Consider the following 16,283-nt stretch of genomic DNA (forward strand, 5'->3'; position numbering starts at 1 on the left):
GCTCAGTACGTGTAGTCCTCGCCGCGAACCCAGTCGGGGAACTCCCAGTCCGAGCGGTCGACCGCGACACCGCTCGTCCCTGCGCTCGCGATGGCGCTGTCCAGGCTGTCGGAGAACGCGTCGTTGAGCTGGCGCAGCTGGCCGCGCAGGTCCGTGATGTCACCACCGAGATAGCCCTGGATGATGTCGCCCAGGTGCGGGGCGACCGGCATGGTGTTCGCCAGCGCGTGGGCCACGTCCGGATTGCGTACCTGCGGTTCGGGAGCGCGGAACACCCGGCGGGAGAAATCTTCCGCCAACCACGCGTAGGGCTCGATGACGTCGGCGTCGGCGACGATGTCGAGGTTGAGTGGTGGCTGGTCCATGGCCTCGGCCAGGCTCGCCTGGTACTCGTCGGTCGTGAAGGAGTCGGCGAGCCGGCTGGCCAGGTCGGGGTTCGGCGTCGTGCCGCCGATGAACCAGGTCGGAGCCGGCGCCCCGCGCGTGATGACGAGGTCCTCCCCCTCGGGCGTGAGTTCGCCGGCCACCGCCATCTTCGGCAGGAACGCCTCGTTGAGGTTGCGCACTCCGCCCGGCGCCCACGGGCCGTCGATGAAGAAGCCGATGTTGCCCGCGGCCCAGCGTCCGCGGGCGTCGGGGATCTGCAGTGAGGCGGTCCCCGGTAGCAGCCACCCGTTCTGCGAGATCTCCTTCAGCAGTTCGATCGCATTGAGGTAGGCGTCGTGGTCGTACTGGTACTCGCCGGTGTCGTACCGCAGTCCTTCGTATCCGGGGAAGCCACCGGCCTGGGCCAGGTCGTCCACCTGCTCGCGCATGCGGTCCGCGTTGCCCATGGCAAGAGTGAGCGGGGCGTACCGGCCGTCACGGGCGATCGCCCGCAGCGCCTCCCGGAACTCGTCGTAGCTGTGCGGCGGGCCGAATCCGACCTCCTCGGCGATGTCCGCGTTGTACCAGGTGCACGCCCAGTACTGCCTGTCGGTGAGCACCGGGAGGCCGTACAGCGCGCCGTCCAGCATCGAGACGCCCTCGACCAGCGTGCCCTCGGGCAACCGGGCGCGAGCCTCGTCCGACAGGTCGATGGCATGCAGCCACCCGGCTTCGACCAGAGCGGACAGCGGCAGGCCCAGGATGTTGGAGAACACGTCCGGCATCTGGCTGCTCTGGTTGGCCAGCTGCAGCGCCTCCGTCGCCTGCGCGGGTTCGTTGTAGGTGTACTCGATCGGCTTCCCGAGGCGCTGCCCCTCGTCCTGCGCCCACTGCACGTGCAGGTCCTGCAGCCCCCCGAAGTGGTCCCACCACAGCAGCTCGCGGCGTCGCTCGTCGGCGCCGGCATCACCCGAGCACGCGGCCAGCCCGCCGGCCACCGTGAGGGCTCCGAGTCCACCGAGAAACCGTCGGCGTGACAGTGTCATGGGCCTTCCCCTCCCGAAAGCTGCGCCTCGATCGCCGGTCATGACTTCACCGCGCCGGCGATGCCTTCGACGAAGTACTTCTGCATGAACGCGAACAGCACGACGATCGGCACCAGCGAGATCACTCCTGCCGCCGCCATGCCCGACCAGTCGGTCGAGTTCTCACCGACGAAGGCCTGCATCCCGACGCTGACCGTGCGCAGGTCCGGATTGCTGAACGAGAACACCAGCGGGAGTAGGAAGGCGTTCCAGGTGAACAAGAAGGTCAGGATCGAGACCGTCGCCGTCACCGGCATGGACAGCGGCAGCATGATCCTTGCGAACGTGCGCGCGAACCCGGCGCCGTCGACGATCGCCGCCTCCTCGAGCTCGTTCGGCAGGCCGCGGAAGTAGCCGGCGTAGATGAGGATCGACGCGACGTTCGAGGCACCGGCCAGCGCCAGGATCATGCCCATGTGGCTCTGCAGCAGGCCGAGCTGCATCGACAGTTTCACCACCGGGATGATCGTGTAACCGGTCGGCACGAACAGCGTGGCCAGCAGGATGCCGAGGATGAGCCGCGAGCCCGGGAAACGGTAGCGGCCGAGCACGTAGCCCGCCAGGGCGCACCGGACCACGACGATGACGGTGGTGGCCACGGTGATGATCACGGTGTTGAGCAGGTACGTGTTGAAGCTGCCGTCCACCCATGCCCGCCGGTAGTTCTCCCACACCGGCGACTCCGGGATCAGGCTCAGCCCGCCCGCGAAGATCTCGGCCGGAGACTTCAACGAGGCGGAGACCATCCAGATGAAGGGGAACACCCACAGCAGGACGACGGCGACAAGCACGGCCACGAGCAGCCACCAGCCCACGCGCCGGGTCCGTGCCGAGCGTGTCGCCACGGCGACGGAATGGCTCACGAGTCGACTCCCTTCCGCATCCGGCGCGAGACGGACATCCCCCACAGCTGCAGAGCGACGACGATCAGCACGAGCACACCGAAGAGAACGGCGGCGGCCGACGCGAATCCGAGTTGGGGGATCGTGGCCGCGAATGCCCATCGGTAGATGTAGATCTCGATGATCTCGGTGCTGTAGAAGGGGCCACCGGCCGTCATGGTCTGCATCAGATCGAAGGCGTGGAAGCAGTCCTCGATGGTCAGCACCGAGATGATCAGGAGAAAGGGCAGCAACATCGGCAGGGTGATGTACCGGAAGATCTGGAAGCCACGCGCCCCGTCGATCCGGGCCGCCTCGTACAGATCCCGGGGGATCGTCTGCAGGGCCGCCAGCCAATAGATCATCGTGATCCCGAAGAACTTCCAGACATAGACCACGGCGGCCGTCGCCAGTGCCGTCCCGGAGTCCCCCAGCAGGTCGATCGGCCCCAGGCCGAGGAACCGCGCGACGGCGGCGGTCGGCCCGTTCGCCGGGTCGAAGACGAACCGCATGACCACACCGACGATCGCCGTCGTCGTCACCACCGGCAGGAAGAACGCGGTGCGGAAGAAGCCCGAGAACGGCAACCGCGGCGAATTGAGCAGGATCGCGATGAAGAATGCGCCGAAGACCCGCAGCGGCGCGACGATGAGCATGAACACGACGGTGATGCGCACCGCGGACCAGAACAGGGGATCGGAGACGACCGCCTGGAAATTGCTGATGCCGACGAAGGTCTGGTCGTCGTTGAAGCCGTTCCATTCCACGAGCGAGTACCAGTAGCTCGCCACGATCGGGTAGAGCGTGTACAGGCCGTAGAGGACGATCGTCGGAAGCAGGAACGCGTAGATCCACAGGTTCCGGCGACGTAGCCGCTTGCGGTAGCCCGGACGCGTGACGGCCGCGGACGTCGGGTCCGGGCGGGTCGGGGCGTCTATGACAGCTGAGCTCGTCATCGAGCTGCCTCCTGGTCAGCGAATCTGGCTGAGGGCGAAGGTGTTCGGGTCGTTCCCGGTGCGGTTGCCGCGCTCGAGAGCGTCGAGGGCACGGATCTGATCGGGGTCCAGCGCGAAGCCGGTCAGGTCCGCGTTGCTCGCCATCCGCGTGGTCGAGACACTCTTGGGGATCACCACGTGGCCCTTGTGCAGGTGCCAGCGGAGGATGACCTGTGCCGGGGTGACCGACAACTCTGCTGCGATCCGCCCGACCGTCTCGTCCTGGAGGTCGGCCGCCTGGCCGAGCGGTGAATACGCCTCGACGACGACACCGTGCTCACGGCACCACGCCGTGACGTCTCGCTGCTGGAAGGTCGGATGCACCTCGACCTGGTTCACCGCGGGCAACTGCTCGGCGAATCCGGCCAGCTCCTCGAGGTGGTGCGGCAGGAAGTTCGAGACGCCGACGGCGCGGACGGCCTGCTCACGATGCAGGCGCTCGAGGGCGCGCCAGCTCTCCTGCCAGAGCCCGGCGGCCGGGTTCGGCCAGTGGATGAGGTACAGATCGAGCGCGTCGACACCCAGACGCCGGCAGCTGTCCTCGTACGCTCGGCGCGCGGTGTCCAGGCCCTGATCGCCGTTGCGCAGTTTCGAGGTGACGAACAGTTCCTCGCGCGGGATCCCGGAGGCCCGGATCGCGGCACCGACACCGGTCTCGTTGACGTACGCCGCGGCCGTGTCGATGTGCCGGTAGCCGATCTCCAGTGCCCGTTCGACGACGTCCTGCGCCTCGTCCGGCGGAACCTGGAACACCCCTAGCCCGACCTGCGGGATCGCCACGTCACCCGGCAGCATGACCCGGAAGTCGACGGTGCCCGCGCTCATGAGAGCGGCTCCAGGACGAGCAGGGACACGGACGGGAGCGGAAGCCGGACCCTGAGGTCCACGGCACCGTCCGACGCCGTGACCGTCCGCGACGGCTCGTACTCCTCAAGGCCCTGCCGGGACCGGATCAGCGCCAGTTCCTCCTCGCTGGGCACCTGTGGGGACCCGAGCCGCTTCCAGACCGTGTGGGCGTTCGAGTGCTCCGCGTCGATGCGCAGGTGGCGCAGCCGGTACCGACCCGTGAGGCCGGCGACGCTCACCGTCACGTCGGCGTCGACGTCGTCCGAGCGGTACTGGTCGTCGGTGTGGCGCCAGACGAGGACGGACACGGCGCCGTCGTCCGAGCGCGCCGCAAGGGTGTCGACCTCCTCGGCCATGCTGGCCCCCGAGGTGTCGTCCAGCGGCGGGATCTCCTGAGCGGCGTCGGAGACGGCGCCCACACGCGTCCGGCCGAGGTGCGCGAGGGCGCGGTACCCGTTGAGCAGCGGCTTCTCGACGCCGCCGGCGGTGAGGAAGGCGCGAGTTCCCTCGAAGTAGCGTTCGGCCTCGAAGTAGAAGCTCCATGACGTCGCCTCGGCGACGCGGGCGGGTTCGCTGTCGTTCACGTCGAGCAACTTCTTCATGAGCTTGACCTGGAAGACCGGGTAGTACTCGGTGTTCTGGAAGCCGAAGTTGGCGTTGTCGTAGGCGCTGTAGTGCGCGGGGACGCCGGCGTCGCACTCGTCGACGATGGCGGGCAGGTCCCGGTATTCGGCGAACTCGCCCATCACGCGCAGCATTCGCCGGACCTCGAAGAGCATCTTGGTGCTCGAGGGACTCTGCTGCTCCGGTGCCTCACCGCCGGTGGGCCCGTACACCCGCCACGGCGTGAACGCCGACCCCTTCGTATGGAAGGAGACGAAGTCGAGCGGGTCGCCGTGGTCCCGGGCGTGCTGCAGGAAACCGCGCAGGAACTCCACACCGGCGCCGGTCACCGCCGGGCCGCCGACCTTCGCCGCGGGCATGGCGTCGCGTACCGCGGCAGCCGTGACGGAGTAGAGCTCGTAGAACTGCTGCGGCGTACCGCGCCAGTAGAAGATGTCCGGCTCGTTCCACAACTCCCACAGCCACGTGCCGACCTCGTCGTCGCCGTAGCGCTCCCGGCAGTGGCGCACGTGGGCGCGGACCAGATCGCCCCACCGCTCGTAGTCGCGCGGCGGATACGCCCACGCGCCGGCCTCGTAGTTGCTGTAGACGGTCGGGCTGGGGGTCACGGTCAGCTCGGCCGCCTCCTCCGGCAGGAGATCGCGGGGCGTGAAGGCGAGCTCGACGAGCACATGGTGGCCGGCCTCGACGATCGCGTCGTAGGCCTGGTCGACCATCGTGAAGTCGTAGGCGGGCTGACCGTCCGGACCCTCGTGGTAGACGTTCCCGTTGCCCCAGTGCGGGATCGCGAATCCGCTGCCCGAGCAGAAGACGTAGTGCGGACGCACGTGGAACCCGGTCGAGGTCATCTCACCGAAGGTGCCGAGCAACCGGCGTCCGGTCGGTGTGTACGTCCAGTTGAACTCGTCGTAGCCGATCGACTCCCACAGCCTGGTGAGCTCACCCAGGTCAGCGCCGGCGTCCACGCGGACGTGGGCCGTCCGCACGTGCGGTGCCGTCGGATCGCTCGGAGCATTCTTCGGGAACGGCGATTCGTCGATGCCGATCCCGGGGTTGACGTCGCTTCCTACGCTCACGACCTCGTGCGCCTCTCGTCCTCGGTGACAGTGCAGGCGACGCTAGTGGGGCCGATTGCAGATTGTCAACGATATATGCTCTGCAATCCGTTGCCGCGATTGCCGTGCCGCGAGCTGCCCGGGGCGGCACCATGGGGATGAGCACCGACCGAGCACAGGGCCCGAGCGCGGCCCGAAGGAGCCGACGCATGACACTCGACGCCCTCCCGCCACGCACGTCGCTGAGCGACTACGTGGTCCGCGTGCTGCGCGCGAAGATGGCGACCGGAGAGCTCCGGCCCGGCGAGCACCTGCGCGAGGCCGACCTCGCCCAGCAGCTCGACGTCAGCCGGGGCCCGGTCCGAGAGGCCCTAGCACTGCTCGAGGCCGAGGGCCAGGTCGAGATCAAGCGCCACCGGGGAGCGTTCGTCAGCGTCCTGACCCGGCAGGACGTCGAGGAGGTGCACACGCTGCGGGCCGCGATCGAGGCGCTGGCCGGCGAACGCGCCACCACCCGGCTGACGGCGGACCACGTCGCCGAGATGGACCACGTCCTCGATGCGATGAAGCAGACGTCGGGGACCGTCGAGCCGCAGGAGGCGGCACGTCTGGACCTCGCCTTCCACGACGTCATCTACGAGGCGGCGGACCACGCGCGCCTGCGCCGGGTGTGGACGTCGATACGCAGCCAGGTCTCGTTCTTCCTCATCACGCGCAACATCAACTTCCCCGACTTCCCGACGGTCGGCTATCCCGAGCATCACGAGCTGCGGACCGTGCTCGCTTCCGGCGATCCCGCCGCCGCGCGGGTGGCCGTCGAGAAGCACATGAGCGGCGCCTACTCCCGGCTGCGCCAGCTCGAGCTTCCCGAACGCTGAGCCGGGGTGTCGTGCCTACGCGGCGACGGCGTAGACCACCCAGCTCAGCGCGAACGCCATGAATCCGATAGCGGTGCCGATGACGGACCACGTCTTGAGGGTGGTCACGGTGTCGAACCCGCAGAAGCGGCCGATGAGCCAGAATCCGGAGTCGTTGACGTGCGAGAAGGTGATCGAACCCGCGGTGATCGCCACGACGATCGCCGCCAGCCCCACGCCCGACAGGCCCAGGTCGGCCACGGCCGGCGCCATGATCGAGCCGGAGGTCGTCGCGGCGACCGTCGCCGATCCCTGCGCCACGCGGAACGCGATCGCGACGAGGAATCCGGCGAGGATGACCGGCAGCCCCATGGCGTCGAGGCTCTCGGCGAACATCGAGCCGATCCCGGTCTCGGTCAGCACACTGCCGAAGGCGCCACCGGCACCGGTGATGAGGATGATGGAGCAGACCGGCGCCAGAGCCTTGTCCACCAGGTCCTCCAGCACACCGCCGAGGGACCGTCCGCGGCGGGGCCGGACGTAGAGCAGGTACATCGCGGCCATGGCCGAGATCAGCAGCGCGATCGGGGTCGCGCCGATCAGCTCGGAGAGGCGGTAGAAGACGTTCTCATCCCCCACCGAACCGGTCTCGTTCATCGTGCTGAGCAGCGTGTTGAAGAAGATGAGGATCAGCGGTAGCAGCAGGCACAGCACGACCGTGCCGAAACCGGGACGCTCGCTCTCCTCGGTGACCTCCGGCTCACCGAGCAGGTTCGGCACCGGGAGGTTCGGGTACCGGCGGGAGATGACCAGGCTGAGTCGGTAGCCGGCGAGGTACCACGTCGGAAGCCCGACCAGCAGGGCGACGAAGACGACCAGCCCGATGTCGGCCCCCATGACGGTCGCGGCCGCCGTCGGGCCAGGATGCGGCGGGGTCAGGGCGTGCATCATGAGGAACGCGCCGATGGACGGCAGTACATAGAGCATGAACGAGCCGCCCAGGCGCCGTGCCACCGTGTAGATGATCGGCAGCATGACGATGAAGCCGGCGTCGAGGAAGATCGGGAAGGCGTAGAACAGCGACGCCACCGCGAGCGCCAGGGGCGCGCGCCGTTCCCCGAAGGTGGCGAGCATCTTGTCCGAGAGGACCTGTGCGCCGCCGGAGACCTCGACAAGCCGGCCGAGCACCGCCCCGAAGCCGACCAGGAGCGCCACGCTGCCCACCGTCGAGGAGAACCCGTCGACGACGACCGTGACCACGTCCGCGACGTCGATCCCGGCCGCCAGCGCCGTCACGAGACTGACGACGGTGAGGGCGAAGAACGCGTGCAGACGGACCTTGATGATGAGGAAGAGCAGGACCGCGATCGCGGCGACCGCGATGGCGACGAGTGCGCCGGCGGGCCGTTCGGCCAGCGTGACGCTGTCCTCGGCGGACAGAAGGATGCCGTTCATGATTCACCTTTGAGGGCGTGGGTGTGGACCCGCCCGCCGGATGCCCGGCACCCGGACGCACTGCGGCGCCGCGACGCGGCGTGGCAGGACGACCGGAGCGACCGGAGCTCGGCGGGCGGGTGGGGCGGGGTCAGGCGCTGGGCTTGCCCTTCGGGGCCGGGCCGAGCTCACGGAGCAGGTCACTCATCCGCTTGTACGCCCGGTTGCGGTACGCGATGAGCTCGGCCTTGGTCTCGTCGTCGAAGTCGCCGGTGATGCCCTTGCCGTTCTTGACGCCCTTACGGTCGGCGGCGACGGCGTCGGAGATCATCTGCGGGGTGGACAGGCGCTCGCCGAAGGCCTCCTCGAACGTACGGAAGCAGTTCTCGTACACGTCCAGGCCGGCCTGGTCGGCGATGGCGAACGGGCCGAAGAATCCGAGCCGGAACCCGAACGTGGTCCGCACGATCGTGTCCACGTCCTCAACGGTGGCCACGCCCTCCTCGACGACGGAGGTCGCCTCCTTCAGCAGCGCGTACTGCAGACGGTTGAGGACCATGCCCGGGGTGTCGGCGACCTGAGCACCCTCCCGACCCGCACGAGCCAGCAGGTCCTTGACCGCCTCGACGACGTCCGGCGTCGTCGCCTCACCGGCGACCAGCTCCACGCCGGGGATGAACGGCGCCGGGTTGGAGAAGTGGACGGTGAGGAACCGCTCCGGGTTCGTCACCGCCGGGGCCAGCACATGCACCGGGATGGTGGAGGTGTTGGTGCCGATGATGGCGTCCGGGCGGGCGTGCTTGCAGATCTCGGCGAGGACGTTCTGCTTGACGTCGGGCCGCTCGAAAACGGCCTCCTCGATGAAGTCGACGTCGGCGACGGCCTCGGCGAGCGTGCGGCCCGCCGTGAGGTTGCCGCGGATCTTCTCGGTCGAGCCGGGCTCGTACAGGCCCTGGTCCTCGAAGTCCTGCGCCTCGGCCAGCAGGCGCTCGAGCCCCTTGACGGAGGCCTCGACGTCGACGTCGACGATCTCGACGTGGAAGTCGGCCAGTGCGAGGCTCTGGGCGATCCCGCCGCCCATGTACCCGGCACCGACAATGGTGACGGTGGAGATGGTCCTGCTCATTCGTGGCTCCTCGGTCCGCCGGCTGTGCCGGCCTGGATGTCTCGGTGCGGGCCCGTGCCTCAGCGCAGGGCGGAGGTCAGCACCTGGCGGATGTAGTCCTTGTTCTCGGCGCACACGCCGATGGAGTCGCTGCCGTAGTGCTCGCAGCAGAACGGGCCGGAGTAACCGAGCTCGAGCGCGCGGCGGATCACGGCACGGTAGTTGATGACGCCGTACTTCAACGGCATCGGCGCCGACGCGTACGAACCGGTACGGGGATCCTCGTCGCGCATGTAGTTCTTGATGTGCCAGAAGTTCGAGTGCGGGAGGACCTTCTCGAACATCTCCTGGTACGGCGGCATCGGCCGGTGCAGCCGGATGAGGTTGCCGAGGTCGGGGTTGAGGCCGACGGCGGGGTGGGCGACGTCGGTGACGAACTCGACGGCGTCGTCGGGCGTGCCGACGTAGGTGTCCTCGTACATCTCGAGGCTGAGCTGGATGCCGTTCCGCTGCGCATGCTCGCCGAGCTCGCGGGTGCGCTCGATGGCGAGCGGTCGCAGCTCCGGGTCGTCCACGTGGCCGTCGACCAGCCAGAACCACAGGGCCTTCTGCTGCTCGGGCGTCACGGCCTGCATGAAGCCGGTGTTGACCACCGTGGCACCGAACTCGGGCGCGAGGTCGATGAGGCGGTGCGCGGTACGCAGGTTCTCCTCACCGTGCTCGACGTCGACGACGCTGTTGCGCGTCATGGAGATCGAGGAGACGGCCAGGCCCTCGTCGGCCAGGACCGCCTGGAACTCCTTGACGCGGGCGTCGGACAGCTTGCCCAGGGGGACCCAGGCGTCGGTGGGGTCGATGTGGTCGAAGCCGAGCTCGCGCACCTGGCGCATCTGAGCGGCCCACACGGAGGCCGGCGCTTCCGCGATGGGGGTGCCGTCCGGGGCGGTGGGGCCGAACGGCAGCATGTTGCAGGCGATCGGCCAGCTCTCTGCGGTGAACATCCACGTCCTTCGTCTCAGTCGGTTGCCTATACGATATTGGCTCGGGGCGAGCGTACGTCAACGTGGGCGCCGACCGGTCACCGCGGGCACAAACTCCGCCGCGCGTGTGTTATGCCGGTCGGGGTCTCGGCGCCCGCGCCGCCGGCGGCCCGCTACCGTCGGAACCGAACCGAGCACGGCAGGCACGAACCGTCCGGGCGCGACGGGCACCGGCCGACGATGACCGAGGAACGAGCGAGCGATGACCTACCTGATCAACACCGCCACCGAGTTCGCCACCGACGCCCTGCGCGGGTTCGTCGCGGCCCACCCGCAGTACGTGAGCGCCGTGCACGGCGGCGTCGTGCGTTCCACCGAGACGCCCGCGGGCCAGCCGGCGCTGGTCATCGGTGGCGGGTCCGGCCACTACCCCGCCTTCGCCGGGTGGGTCGGCCCGGGCATCGGGCACGGCGCACCGTGCGGGAACATCTTCTCCTCGCCGTCGTCCTCCCAGGTGTACTCCGTGGCCCGCAACGCCGAGAACGGCGGCGGGGTGATCCTCGGCTTCGGCAACTACGCCGGCGACGTCCTGCATTTCGGTGCCGCTGCGGAGAAGCTGCGCGCGGAGGGCATCGACGTCCGCATCGTCAAGGTCAGCGACGACATCGCCTCGAACAGCCCGGACAACCACCGGGAGCGGCGGGGCATCGCTGGTGACCTGCCGGTCTTCAAGATCGCCGGTGCCGCCATCGAGGCCGGCGCCGACATCGACGAGGCGGAGCGCGTGGCCTGGAAGGCGAACGACGCGACCCGGTCCTTCGGCCTCGCATTCGACGGTTGCACGCTGCCCGGCGCCGACGAGCCGCTGTTCCACGTCACCGGCGGCCAGATGGCGATCGGTCTGGGGATCCACGGCGAGCCCGGGGTCCGGGACGTGCCGATGGGACGTGCGGACGAGGTCGCCGACCTGCTGGTCGACGGAATCATGGAAGACGCCCCGCAAGACCGGTCCGGCCGGGTCGCCGTCCTGCTCAACGGGTTGGGGACGGTGAAGTACGAGGAGCTGTTCGTCGTCTACGGTCGGGTTGCCGAACGCCTCGAGCAGGCGGGCCTGACCCCCGTGGTGCCAGAGGTCGGTGAGTTCGTCACCAGCCTCGATATGGCCGGCCTGTCCCTCACGCTGGTCTTCCTCGACGACGAGCTCGAGAAGTACTGGCTCGCACCGGCGGACACCCCCGCATACCGGCGCAGCCCTGAGTCCCTCGTTCCCGGACAACGGAGAGAGCGTACGAGCATCTGGGAGGCCGGCGAGGACGAGGTCCCGGACGCCGGCGCAGACTCGCGCGAGCTCGCCGGGAAGCTCCAGGGCGTCCTGGAGCTGTTCGAGAAGGTCTGCAGCGATCAGGAGGACGAGCTCGGGCGCATCGACGCGGTGGCCGGAGACGGGGACCACGGCCAGGGCATGGTGTACGGCTCGCACGGTGCCGTCCAGGCCGGACGCGCGGCGCTTGAGCGGGGCGCCGGAGCCCGCACGCTGCTGGTCCACGCCGGGACCGCGTGGTCCGAATCGGCCGGTGGCACGTCCGGCGCCCTGTGGGGCGCCGCGCTCACGGCGGCCGGCGGAGCCCTGGACGACGACGGCGGAGCCGACGACGCGCGTCAGGTCGTCGCGATCGTGGCTGCGGTCGAGGCGGTGCGCCGCCTCGGCGGGGCCGAGGTCGGCGACAAGACGATGATCGACGCGGCCACGCCGTTCGCGCAGACCCTGCAGACGGAGTTCGACCGGTCCGGTGACCTGCCCGCCTCCCTCGCCGCCGCAGCGGCGGCCGCGCGCGAGGGCGCCGAGAAGACGAAGGAGCTGACCGCCCGCCTCGGCCGCTCCCGCGTACTGGGCGAGAAGAGCCTCGGCACGCCCGACCCGGGCGCGCTGTCCTTCTCGCTGCTCATGACCGCGCTCGCCGAGCATCTCGGCGACCACTGACCACGAGGAACGAGGAGAGATCCACCATGGGACTACGCATCGTCGTCGGCGGTGACAACGCCGGCTTCAACTACAAGGAGGCCCTCAAGCAGGACCTCGAGAAGGACGAGCGGGTCGAGGAGGTGACCGACGTCGGGGTCGTCGGCACCGACGACGGCACCTACTACCCGAATGTCGCCATCGCCGCGGCGGAGAAAGTCGCAGCCGGTGAGGCGGACCGCGCCCTGCTCATCTGCGGCACCGGACTCGGCGTCGCCATCTCCGCCAACAAGGTCAAGGGCGTGCGCGCGGTGACCGCTCACGACATCTACTCCGTGCAGCGCTCGGTGCTGTCCAACAACGCCCAGGTGCTGTGCATGGGTGAGCGCGTGGTGGGCCTCGAGCTCGCGCGCACACTCGTCAAGGAATGGCTCGGCCTGGAGTTCGACCCGACCTCGTCCTCCGGCCCCAAGGTCGACGCCATCTGCGCCTACGAGGGCATCTGAGGCGTGCCGGAGGGAACGGCGACCTCCCGGCCGGTCTGGATCGGCACGAGCTGGAAGATGAACAAGACCCTGGCCGAGGCCAGGGAGTGGACGGCCGGCGTCCTGGCGACGTTGGCCGAACGGCCGGAATTGATGAGCGGCATCCAGCCGTTCGTCATCCCGCCGCTGACCGCCCTGACCACCGTCCGGGAGTTGCTCGGCGAGAACTCACCGGTCCTGCTCGGGGCGCAGAACGCACACTGGGAGGATGCCGGTGCGTGGACCGGCGAGGTCTCGGTCCCGCAGGCCGCCGACGCCGGAGCGCAGCTGATCGAGATCGGTCACTCGGAGCGCCGTGAACACTTCGGCGAGACGGTGGAAACCACCCGGTTGAAGGTCGCCGCGACGCTCCGGCACGACCTGACTCCGCTGCTGTGCATCGGTGAACCGCTCGAGGTTCACGACGCCGGCGGTTCGGCCGGATTCATCCTCGATCAGGTCCGCGGCGCCGTCGACGGCCTGCCGGAGGAGCAGCTGGGGCGGATCCTGCTCGCGTACGAGCCGATCTGGGCCATCGGCGAGCAAGGGCGCCCGGCGACCCCCGCCGACCTCGCGGACCCGGTCGCCGCCCTGCAGGCCGAGTTCGGCGCCTCCGTCCGTGCCGTGCTGTACGGCGGCTCGGTCAACACCGACAACGCCGCCGACCTGCTGGCCATCCCCGGCATCGACGGACTGTTCGTCGGCCGCACCGCGTGGGAGCTCGACGGCTTCCGCCGTCTCCTCGAGATCGCCGCGGCCTGACCCGCCCCGCCCGGGCGCGAGTCGTCACTTGTGTGCCGAGTCGTCAGTCACGTGCCGGTATCTCGACGTCAAGATATGACAAGTCGGCACAGGAATGACAACTCGGCACATAGATGACCACTCGGCGCATGGGTGGGCGGGTGGTCGGACGGCGCGCTCATGCGCCTCAGAACATGTGCTTGCCGCCGTCGATCCGGAACGTCTCACCCGTGAGGTAGCCGGCGTTCGCGGACAACAGGAAGGCGATGAGCGCCGCAACCTCCTGCGGCTTGCCCACTCGGCCGGCCGGGATGCCGGCAGACATCTCGGCCTTGCGCTCCTCGGTCAGCGTGCCGCCCATGATGTCGGTGTCGATGGGGCCGGGCGCGACGGCGTTGACCGTGATGCCGTCCGGACCCAACTCCCGCGCCGCCCCGCGGGTCAGGCCCAGCACGGCCGCCTTCGCCGCGGCGTACCCGCCCTTCGAGAACGTGCCGCCGCCGTCGAAGGCGGTGATCGACGAAGTGTTGACGATCCGGCCGACCCCGGCGGCACGCATCCGTGGCGCCGCCCCGCGGAGCATGAGAAACGATCCGGTCGCGCTGACCGCCATGACCCGGTTCCACTCCTCGAGGCTCTGGTCCGCCAGGGGTGTCGGAGAGGGGACGCCGGCCAGGTTGACCAGGCCGACCACGGGTGGCAGATCGGCCTCGTCGACGGCCTGATAGATGCGGCGGACCGACTCCTCATCGGTCACGTCCGCCGGGATGTCGACGGCGGTGTGCCCCGCGGCCACCAGTTCCTCTCGCACCTGTCGTAGTCCGTCCGCGTCACGGTCCACCAGAGCGAGGGCCCACCCCTCGGCCGCGAGCGTGCGGGCAACCTCGCGCCCGATACCCCGGAGACCGCCGGCTCCGGTGACGACGGCGGTGCGTGCGTGCGGGAATTCGGTGGCAGCCAACCTCTACTCCTGGGTTCGTGCGGCGTCGGACGTCGTCGTACATCCTATAGGGGACGCGTGGCGTCACCCTGCTGGGCCCGGGCCTGGCCCGGTCACCCGGAAGTGCGCGAGCTCCGCGGTCACCGCCGGACCTCCCCGGTGGGACCGATTGACCAGTCGGCACACAATTGACGAATCGGCACGTCAATGACCAGTCGGCACATGAGTGACGAGTCGCGGACTGGGGTGGGTTCAGGGGGTGGGCTCACCCTCGGGTGCGTCACTGAGGGTCCGCTCACGCACGGCAAGGATGTGGCTCTCGACGGCCTGCGCCACACCATCGGGCTCGCCCCGGTCGATCGCGGTCAGGATGCGCTCGTGCTCGGCGACGGCCAGCTCGGCGTCGTCGTGCTGCTGCTCGATGAACTGGCGCAGTCGCTGCCCGTGGATGGAGATGTGCCGGGCCATCTCGATGAAGAACGGGTTGCCGGTCGCGGCGAAGACCGCGTCGTGGAAGTCGCGGTCGGCGGTGAGGTAGTCGCTCACGGCACGCACCGACTGGTCGCCCTCGCCCGCCCGTCGCAAGGTCGCCGCGTGGCGCCGCTGACGGTCGAGGATCTCGCGCAGCTGCGGGACGAGCTCCTCGCGTCCGGCGACGGCGTGCCTGCCCGCACCGACCTCGACCACCAGGCGCGCGTCGAACAACTGCCGGATCTGCTCGCGGGACATCGGCGGCGCGACCTTGTATCCGCGCAGCGCGGTACGCGTCACCAGCCCGGTGGACTCGAGCTGGACCAGCGCCTCACGCACCGGCGTCGGCGAGACGCCGAGGCGTGCGGCGAGGGGCTCGATGCCCAGCGATTCGCCCGCCCGGAAGTGGCCGTCCACCAACATTCCCAAGACGGCGTCGTAGACCTCGTCGCGTAGCACCCGGCGCTCGGGACGGAGCACCGGCGAGAGGGCGGGACTGTGTGACATAGGGCAAGCCTACGTGTCTGGGTTTCACACGTACGCAACAGTTGCGTGATGCTATCGGCCTGACGATCCGCCCGTTCGCCCTCCCGGAGGCTCCCATGACCCGCCCCATCCGCACCACGGTCGCCCTCGCCGGCGCCGTCGCTCTGCTGTCCGCCTGTAACAGTGGCGGCGACGGCGGCGGCAACGACGCCGGAGGTGAGGGAGCCGAGTTCGACCTCGTCTCTCCCGGCACGCTGACCGCCTGCTCGGACGTGCCCTACCCGCCCTTCGAGGTCGAGGACCCGGAGGCCCCCAGCGGCTACAGCGGCTTCGACATCGACATGCTCCAGGCGGTCGCCGATAACCTCGGCCTCGATCTCGCCGTCCAGGACACCGGCTTCGACGCCCTCCAGTCCGGCACGGCGCTCGCCGCCGGTCAGTGCGACATCGGCGCCTCGGCCATCACCATCACGCCGGAGCGCGAGCAGAACCTCGACTTCACCGACCCGTACTACGACTCCCTGCAGTCGCTCCTCGTCCCCGCGGACTCCGACATCGAGAGCATCGACGACCTGGCCGGTCGCACGGTCGGCGTCCAGCAGGGCACCACGGGTCAGACGTACGCCGAGGAGAACGCCCCCGAGGATGCCGAACTCCTCGAGCTGCCCTCCGACGGCGAATTGTGGCCCGCCCTGCAGGCCGGCCAGATCGACGCCATCCTGCAGGACCTGCCGGTCAATCAGCAGCACGTGCGCGACGACGAGGCCTACGAGGTCGTCGAGGAGTACCAGACCGACGAGCAGTACGGTTTCGCGGTCGCCAAGGATCTCAACCCCGAGCTTGTCGACGCGGTCAACGCCGAACTCGCGGCCCTGCGCGAGGACGGCACGTACGACGAGATCTACGACACGTACTTCACCACCGACTGATCGA

General features: G+C 69.2%; 15 protein-coding genes. 5 read left to right on the forward strand and 10 right to left on the reverse strand.

The window, feature by feature from the left end; genetic code table 11:
* Positions 1 to 2: 2 nt before the first annotated feature.
* Genes ACFSE6_RS07540 through ACFSE6_RS07560 form a run of 5 tightly spaced genes read right to left on the reverse strand, consistent with a single transcriptional unit; the run spans position 3 to position 5,873 of the window.
* Positions 3 to 1,412 (reverse strand): ABC transporter substrate-binding protein, encoded by a 1,410-nt coding sequence (locus ACFSE6_RS07540; protein WP_388004449.1) that lies wholly within the window; start codon positions 1,410 to 1,412, stop codon positions 3 to 5.
* A gap of 38 nt (positions 1,413 to 1,450) precedes the next feature.
* Positions 1,451 to 2,314 (reverse strand): carbohydrate ABC transporter permease, encoded by an 864-nt coding sequence (locus ACFSE6_RS07545; RefSeq protein ID WP_388004452.1) that lies wholly within the window; start codon positions 2,312 to 2,314, stop codon positions 1,451 to 1,453.
* Positions 2,311 to 3,288, reverse strand: a complete 978-nt coding sequence (locus tag ACFSE6_RS07550) for a carbohydrate ABC transporter permease (RefSeq protein WP_388004455.1) — start codon at positions 3,286 to 3,288, stop codon at positions 2,311 to 2,313. Before ACFSE6_RS07550 ends, ACFSE6_RS07545 begins: the two co-directional genes overlap by 4 nt.
* A gap of 15 nt (positions 3,289 to 3,303) precedes the next feature.
* Positions 3,304 to 4,152: an aldo/keto reductase gene (locus ACFSE6_RS07555; RefSeq protein ID WP_388004458.1), complete on the reverse strand. Its 849-nt coding sequence runs from the start codon at positions 4,150 to 4,152 to the stop codon at positions 3,304 to 3,306.
* Complete coding sequence (locus ACFSE6_RS07560) at positions 4,149 to 5,873, reverse strand: GH39 family glycosyl hydrolase (RefSeq protein ID WP_388004461.1); 1,725 nt, start codon at positions 5,871 to 5,873, stop codon at positions 4,149 to 4,151. Before ACFSE6_RS07560 ends, ACFSE6_RS07555 begins: the two co-directional genes overlap by 4 nt.
* Before the next feature lie 188 nt (positions 5,874 to 6,061).
* Here ACFSE6_RS07560 and ACFSE6_RS07565 point away from each other — a divergent pair, with 188 nt between their 5' ends.
* Positions 6,062 to 6,730, forward strand: a complete 669-nt coding sequence (locus tag ACFSE6_RS07565) for a GntR family transcriptional regulator (RefSeq protein WP_388004464.1) — start codon at positions 6,062 to 6,064, stop codon at positions 6,728 to 6,730.
* A gap of 15 nt (positions 6,731 to 6,745) precedes the next feature.
* Here ACFSE6_RS07565 and ACFSE6_RS07570 read toward each other — a convergent pair whose 3' ends face one another.
* From ACFSE6_RS07570 to ACFSE6_RS07580, 3 genes are all read right to left on the reverse strand, one after another.
* Positions 6,746 to 8,164, reverse strand: a complete 1,419-nt coding sequence (locus tag ACFSE6_RS07570; protein WP_388004467.1) for a GntP family permease — start codon at positions 8,162 to 8,164, stop codon at positions 6,746 to 6,748.
* A gap of 130 nt (positions 8,165 to 8,294) precedes the next feature.
* Positions 8,295 to 9,269, reverse strand: coding sequence for a 3-hydroxyacyl-CoA dehydrogenase family protein (locus ACFSE6_RS07575; protein WP_388004470.1), 975 nt, complete (start codon positions 9,267 to 9,269; stop codon positions 8,295 to 8,297).
* Between the two features lie 59 nt (positions 9,270 to 9,328).
* On the reverse strand, positions 9,329 to 10,249 hold the full coding sequence (locus ACFSE6_RS07580) for a sugar phosphate isomerase/epimerase family protein (protein ID WP_388004473.1): 921 nt from the start codon (positions 10,247 to 10,249) through the stop codon (positions 9,329 to 9,331).
* 241 nt (positions 10,250 to 10,490) lie between these two features.
* On the opposite strand from ACFSE6_RS07580, the gene ACFSE6_RS07585 reads away from it, so the two are divergent.
* From ACFSE6_RS07585 to ACFSE6_RS07595, 3 genes are read left to right on the forward strand one after another with little or no spacing between them, the layout of a single operon-like run.
* Positions 10,491 to 12,209, forward strand: coding sequence for a dihydroxyacetone kinase family protein (locus ACFSE6_RS07585; RefSeq protein ID WP_388004476.1), 1,719 nt, complete (start codon positions 10,491 to 10,493; stop codon positions 12,207 to 12,209).
* 26 nt (positions 12,210 to 12,235) lie between these two features.
* Complete coding sequence (locus ACFSE6_RS07590) at positions 12,236 to 12,694, forward strand: ribose-5-phosphate isomerase (protein WP_388004479.1); 459 nt, start codon at positions 12,236 to 12,238, stop codon at positions 12,692 to 12,694.
* Positions 12,695 to 12,697: 3 nt separating this feature from the next.
* Entirely contained in the window at positions 12,698 to 13,474 is a 777-nt protein-coding gene (locus ACFSE6_RS07595; protein ID WP_388004482.1) for a triose-phosphate isomerase, read from the forward strand.
* 166 nt (positions 13,475 to 13,640) lie between these two features.
* Here ACFSE6_RS07595 and ACFSE6_RS07600 read toward each other — a convergent pair whose 3' ends face one another.
* Positions 13,641 to 14,414, reverse strand: a complete 774-nt coding sequence (locus ACFSE6_RS07600; protein WP_388004485.1) for an SDR family NAD(P)-dependent oxidoreductase — start codon at positions 14,412 to 14,414, stop codon at positions 13,641 to 13,643.
* A 231-nt stretch (positions 14,415 to 14,645) separates the two neighbouring features.
* Complete coding sequence (locus tag ACFSE6_RS07605) at positions 14,646 to 15,371, reverse strand: GntR family transcriptional regulator (protein ID WP_388004488.1); 726 nt, start codon at positions 15,369 to 15,371, stop codon at positions 14,646 to 14,648.
* 95 nt (positions 15,372 to 15,466) lie between these two features.
* On the opposite strand from ACFSE6_RS07605, the gene ACFSE6_RS07610 reads away from it, so the two are divergent.
* Positions 15,467 to 16,279 carry a transporter substrate-binding domain-containing protein gene (locus ACFSE6_RS07610; RefSeq protein WP_388004491.1) on the forward strand — a complete coding sequence of 271 codons (813 nt, stop codon included), beginning with the start codon at positions 15,467 to 15,469 and terminating at the stop codon, positions 16,277 to 16,279.
* The last annotated feature ends 4 nt before the right edge of the window (positions 16,280 to 16,283 follow it).

It is taken from the genome of Georgenia deserti (assembly GCF_042680605.1).
Lineage (GTDB): Bacteria > Actinomycetota > Actinomycetes > Actinomycetales > Actinomycetaceae > Allobogoriella > Allobogoriella deserti.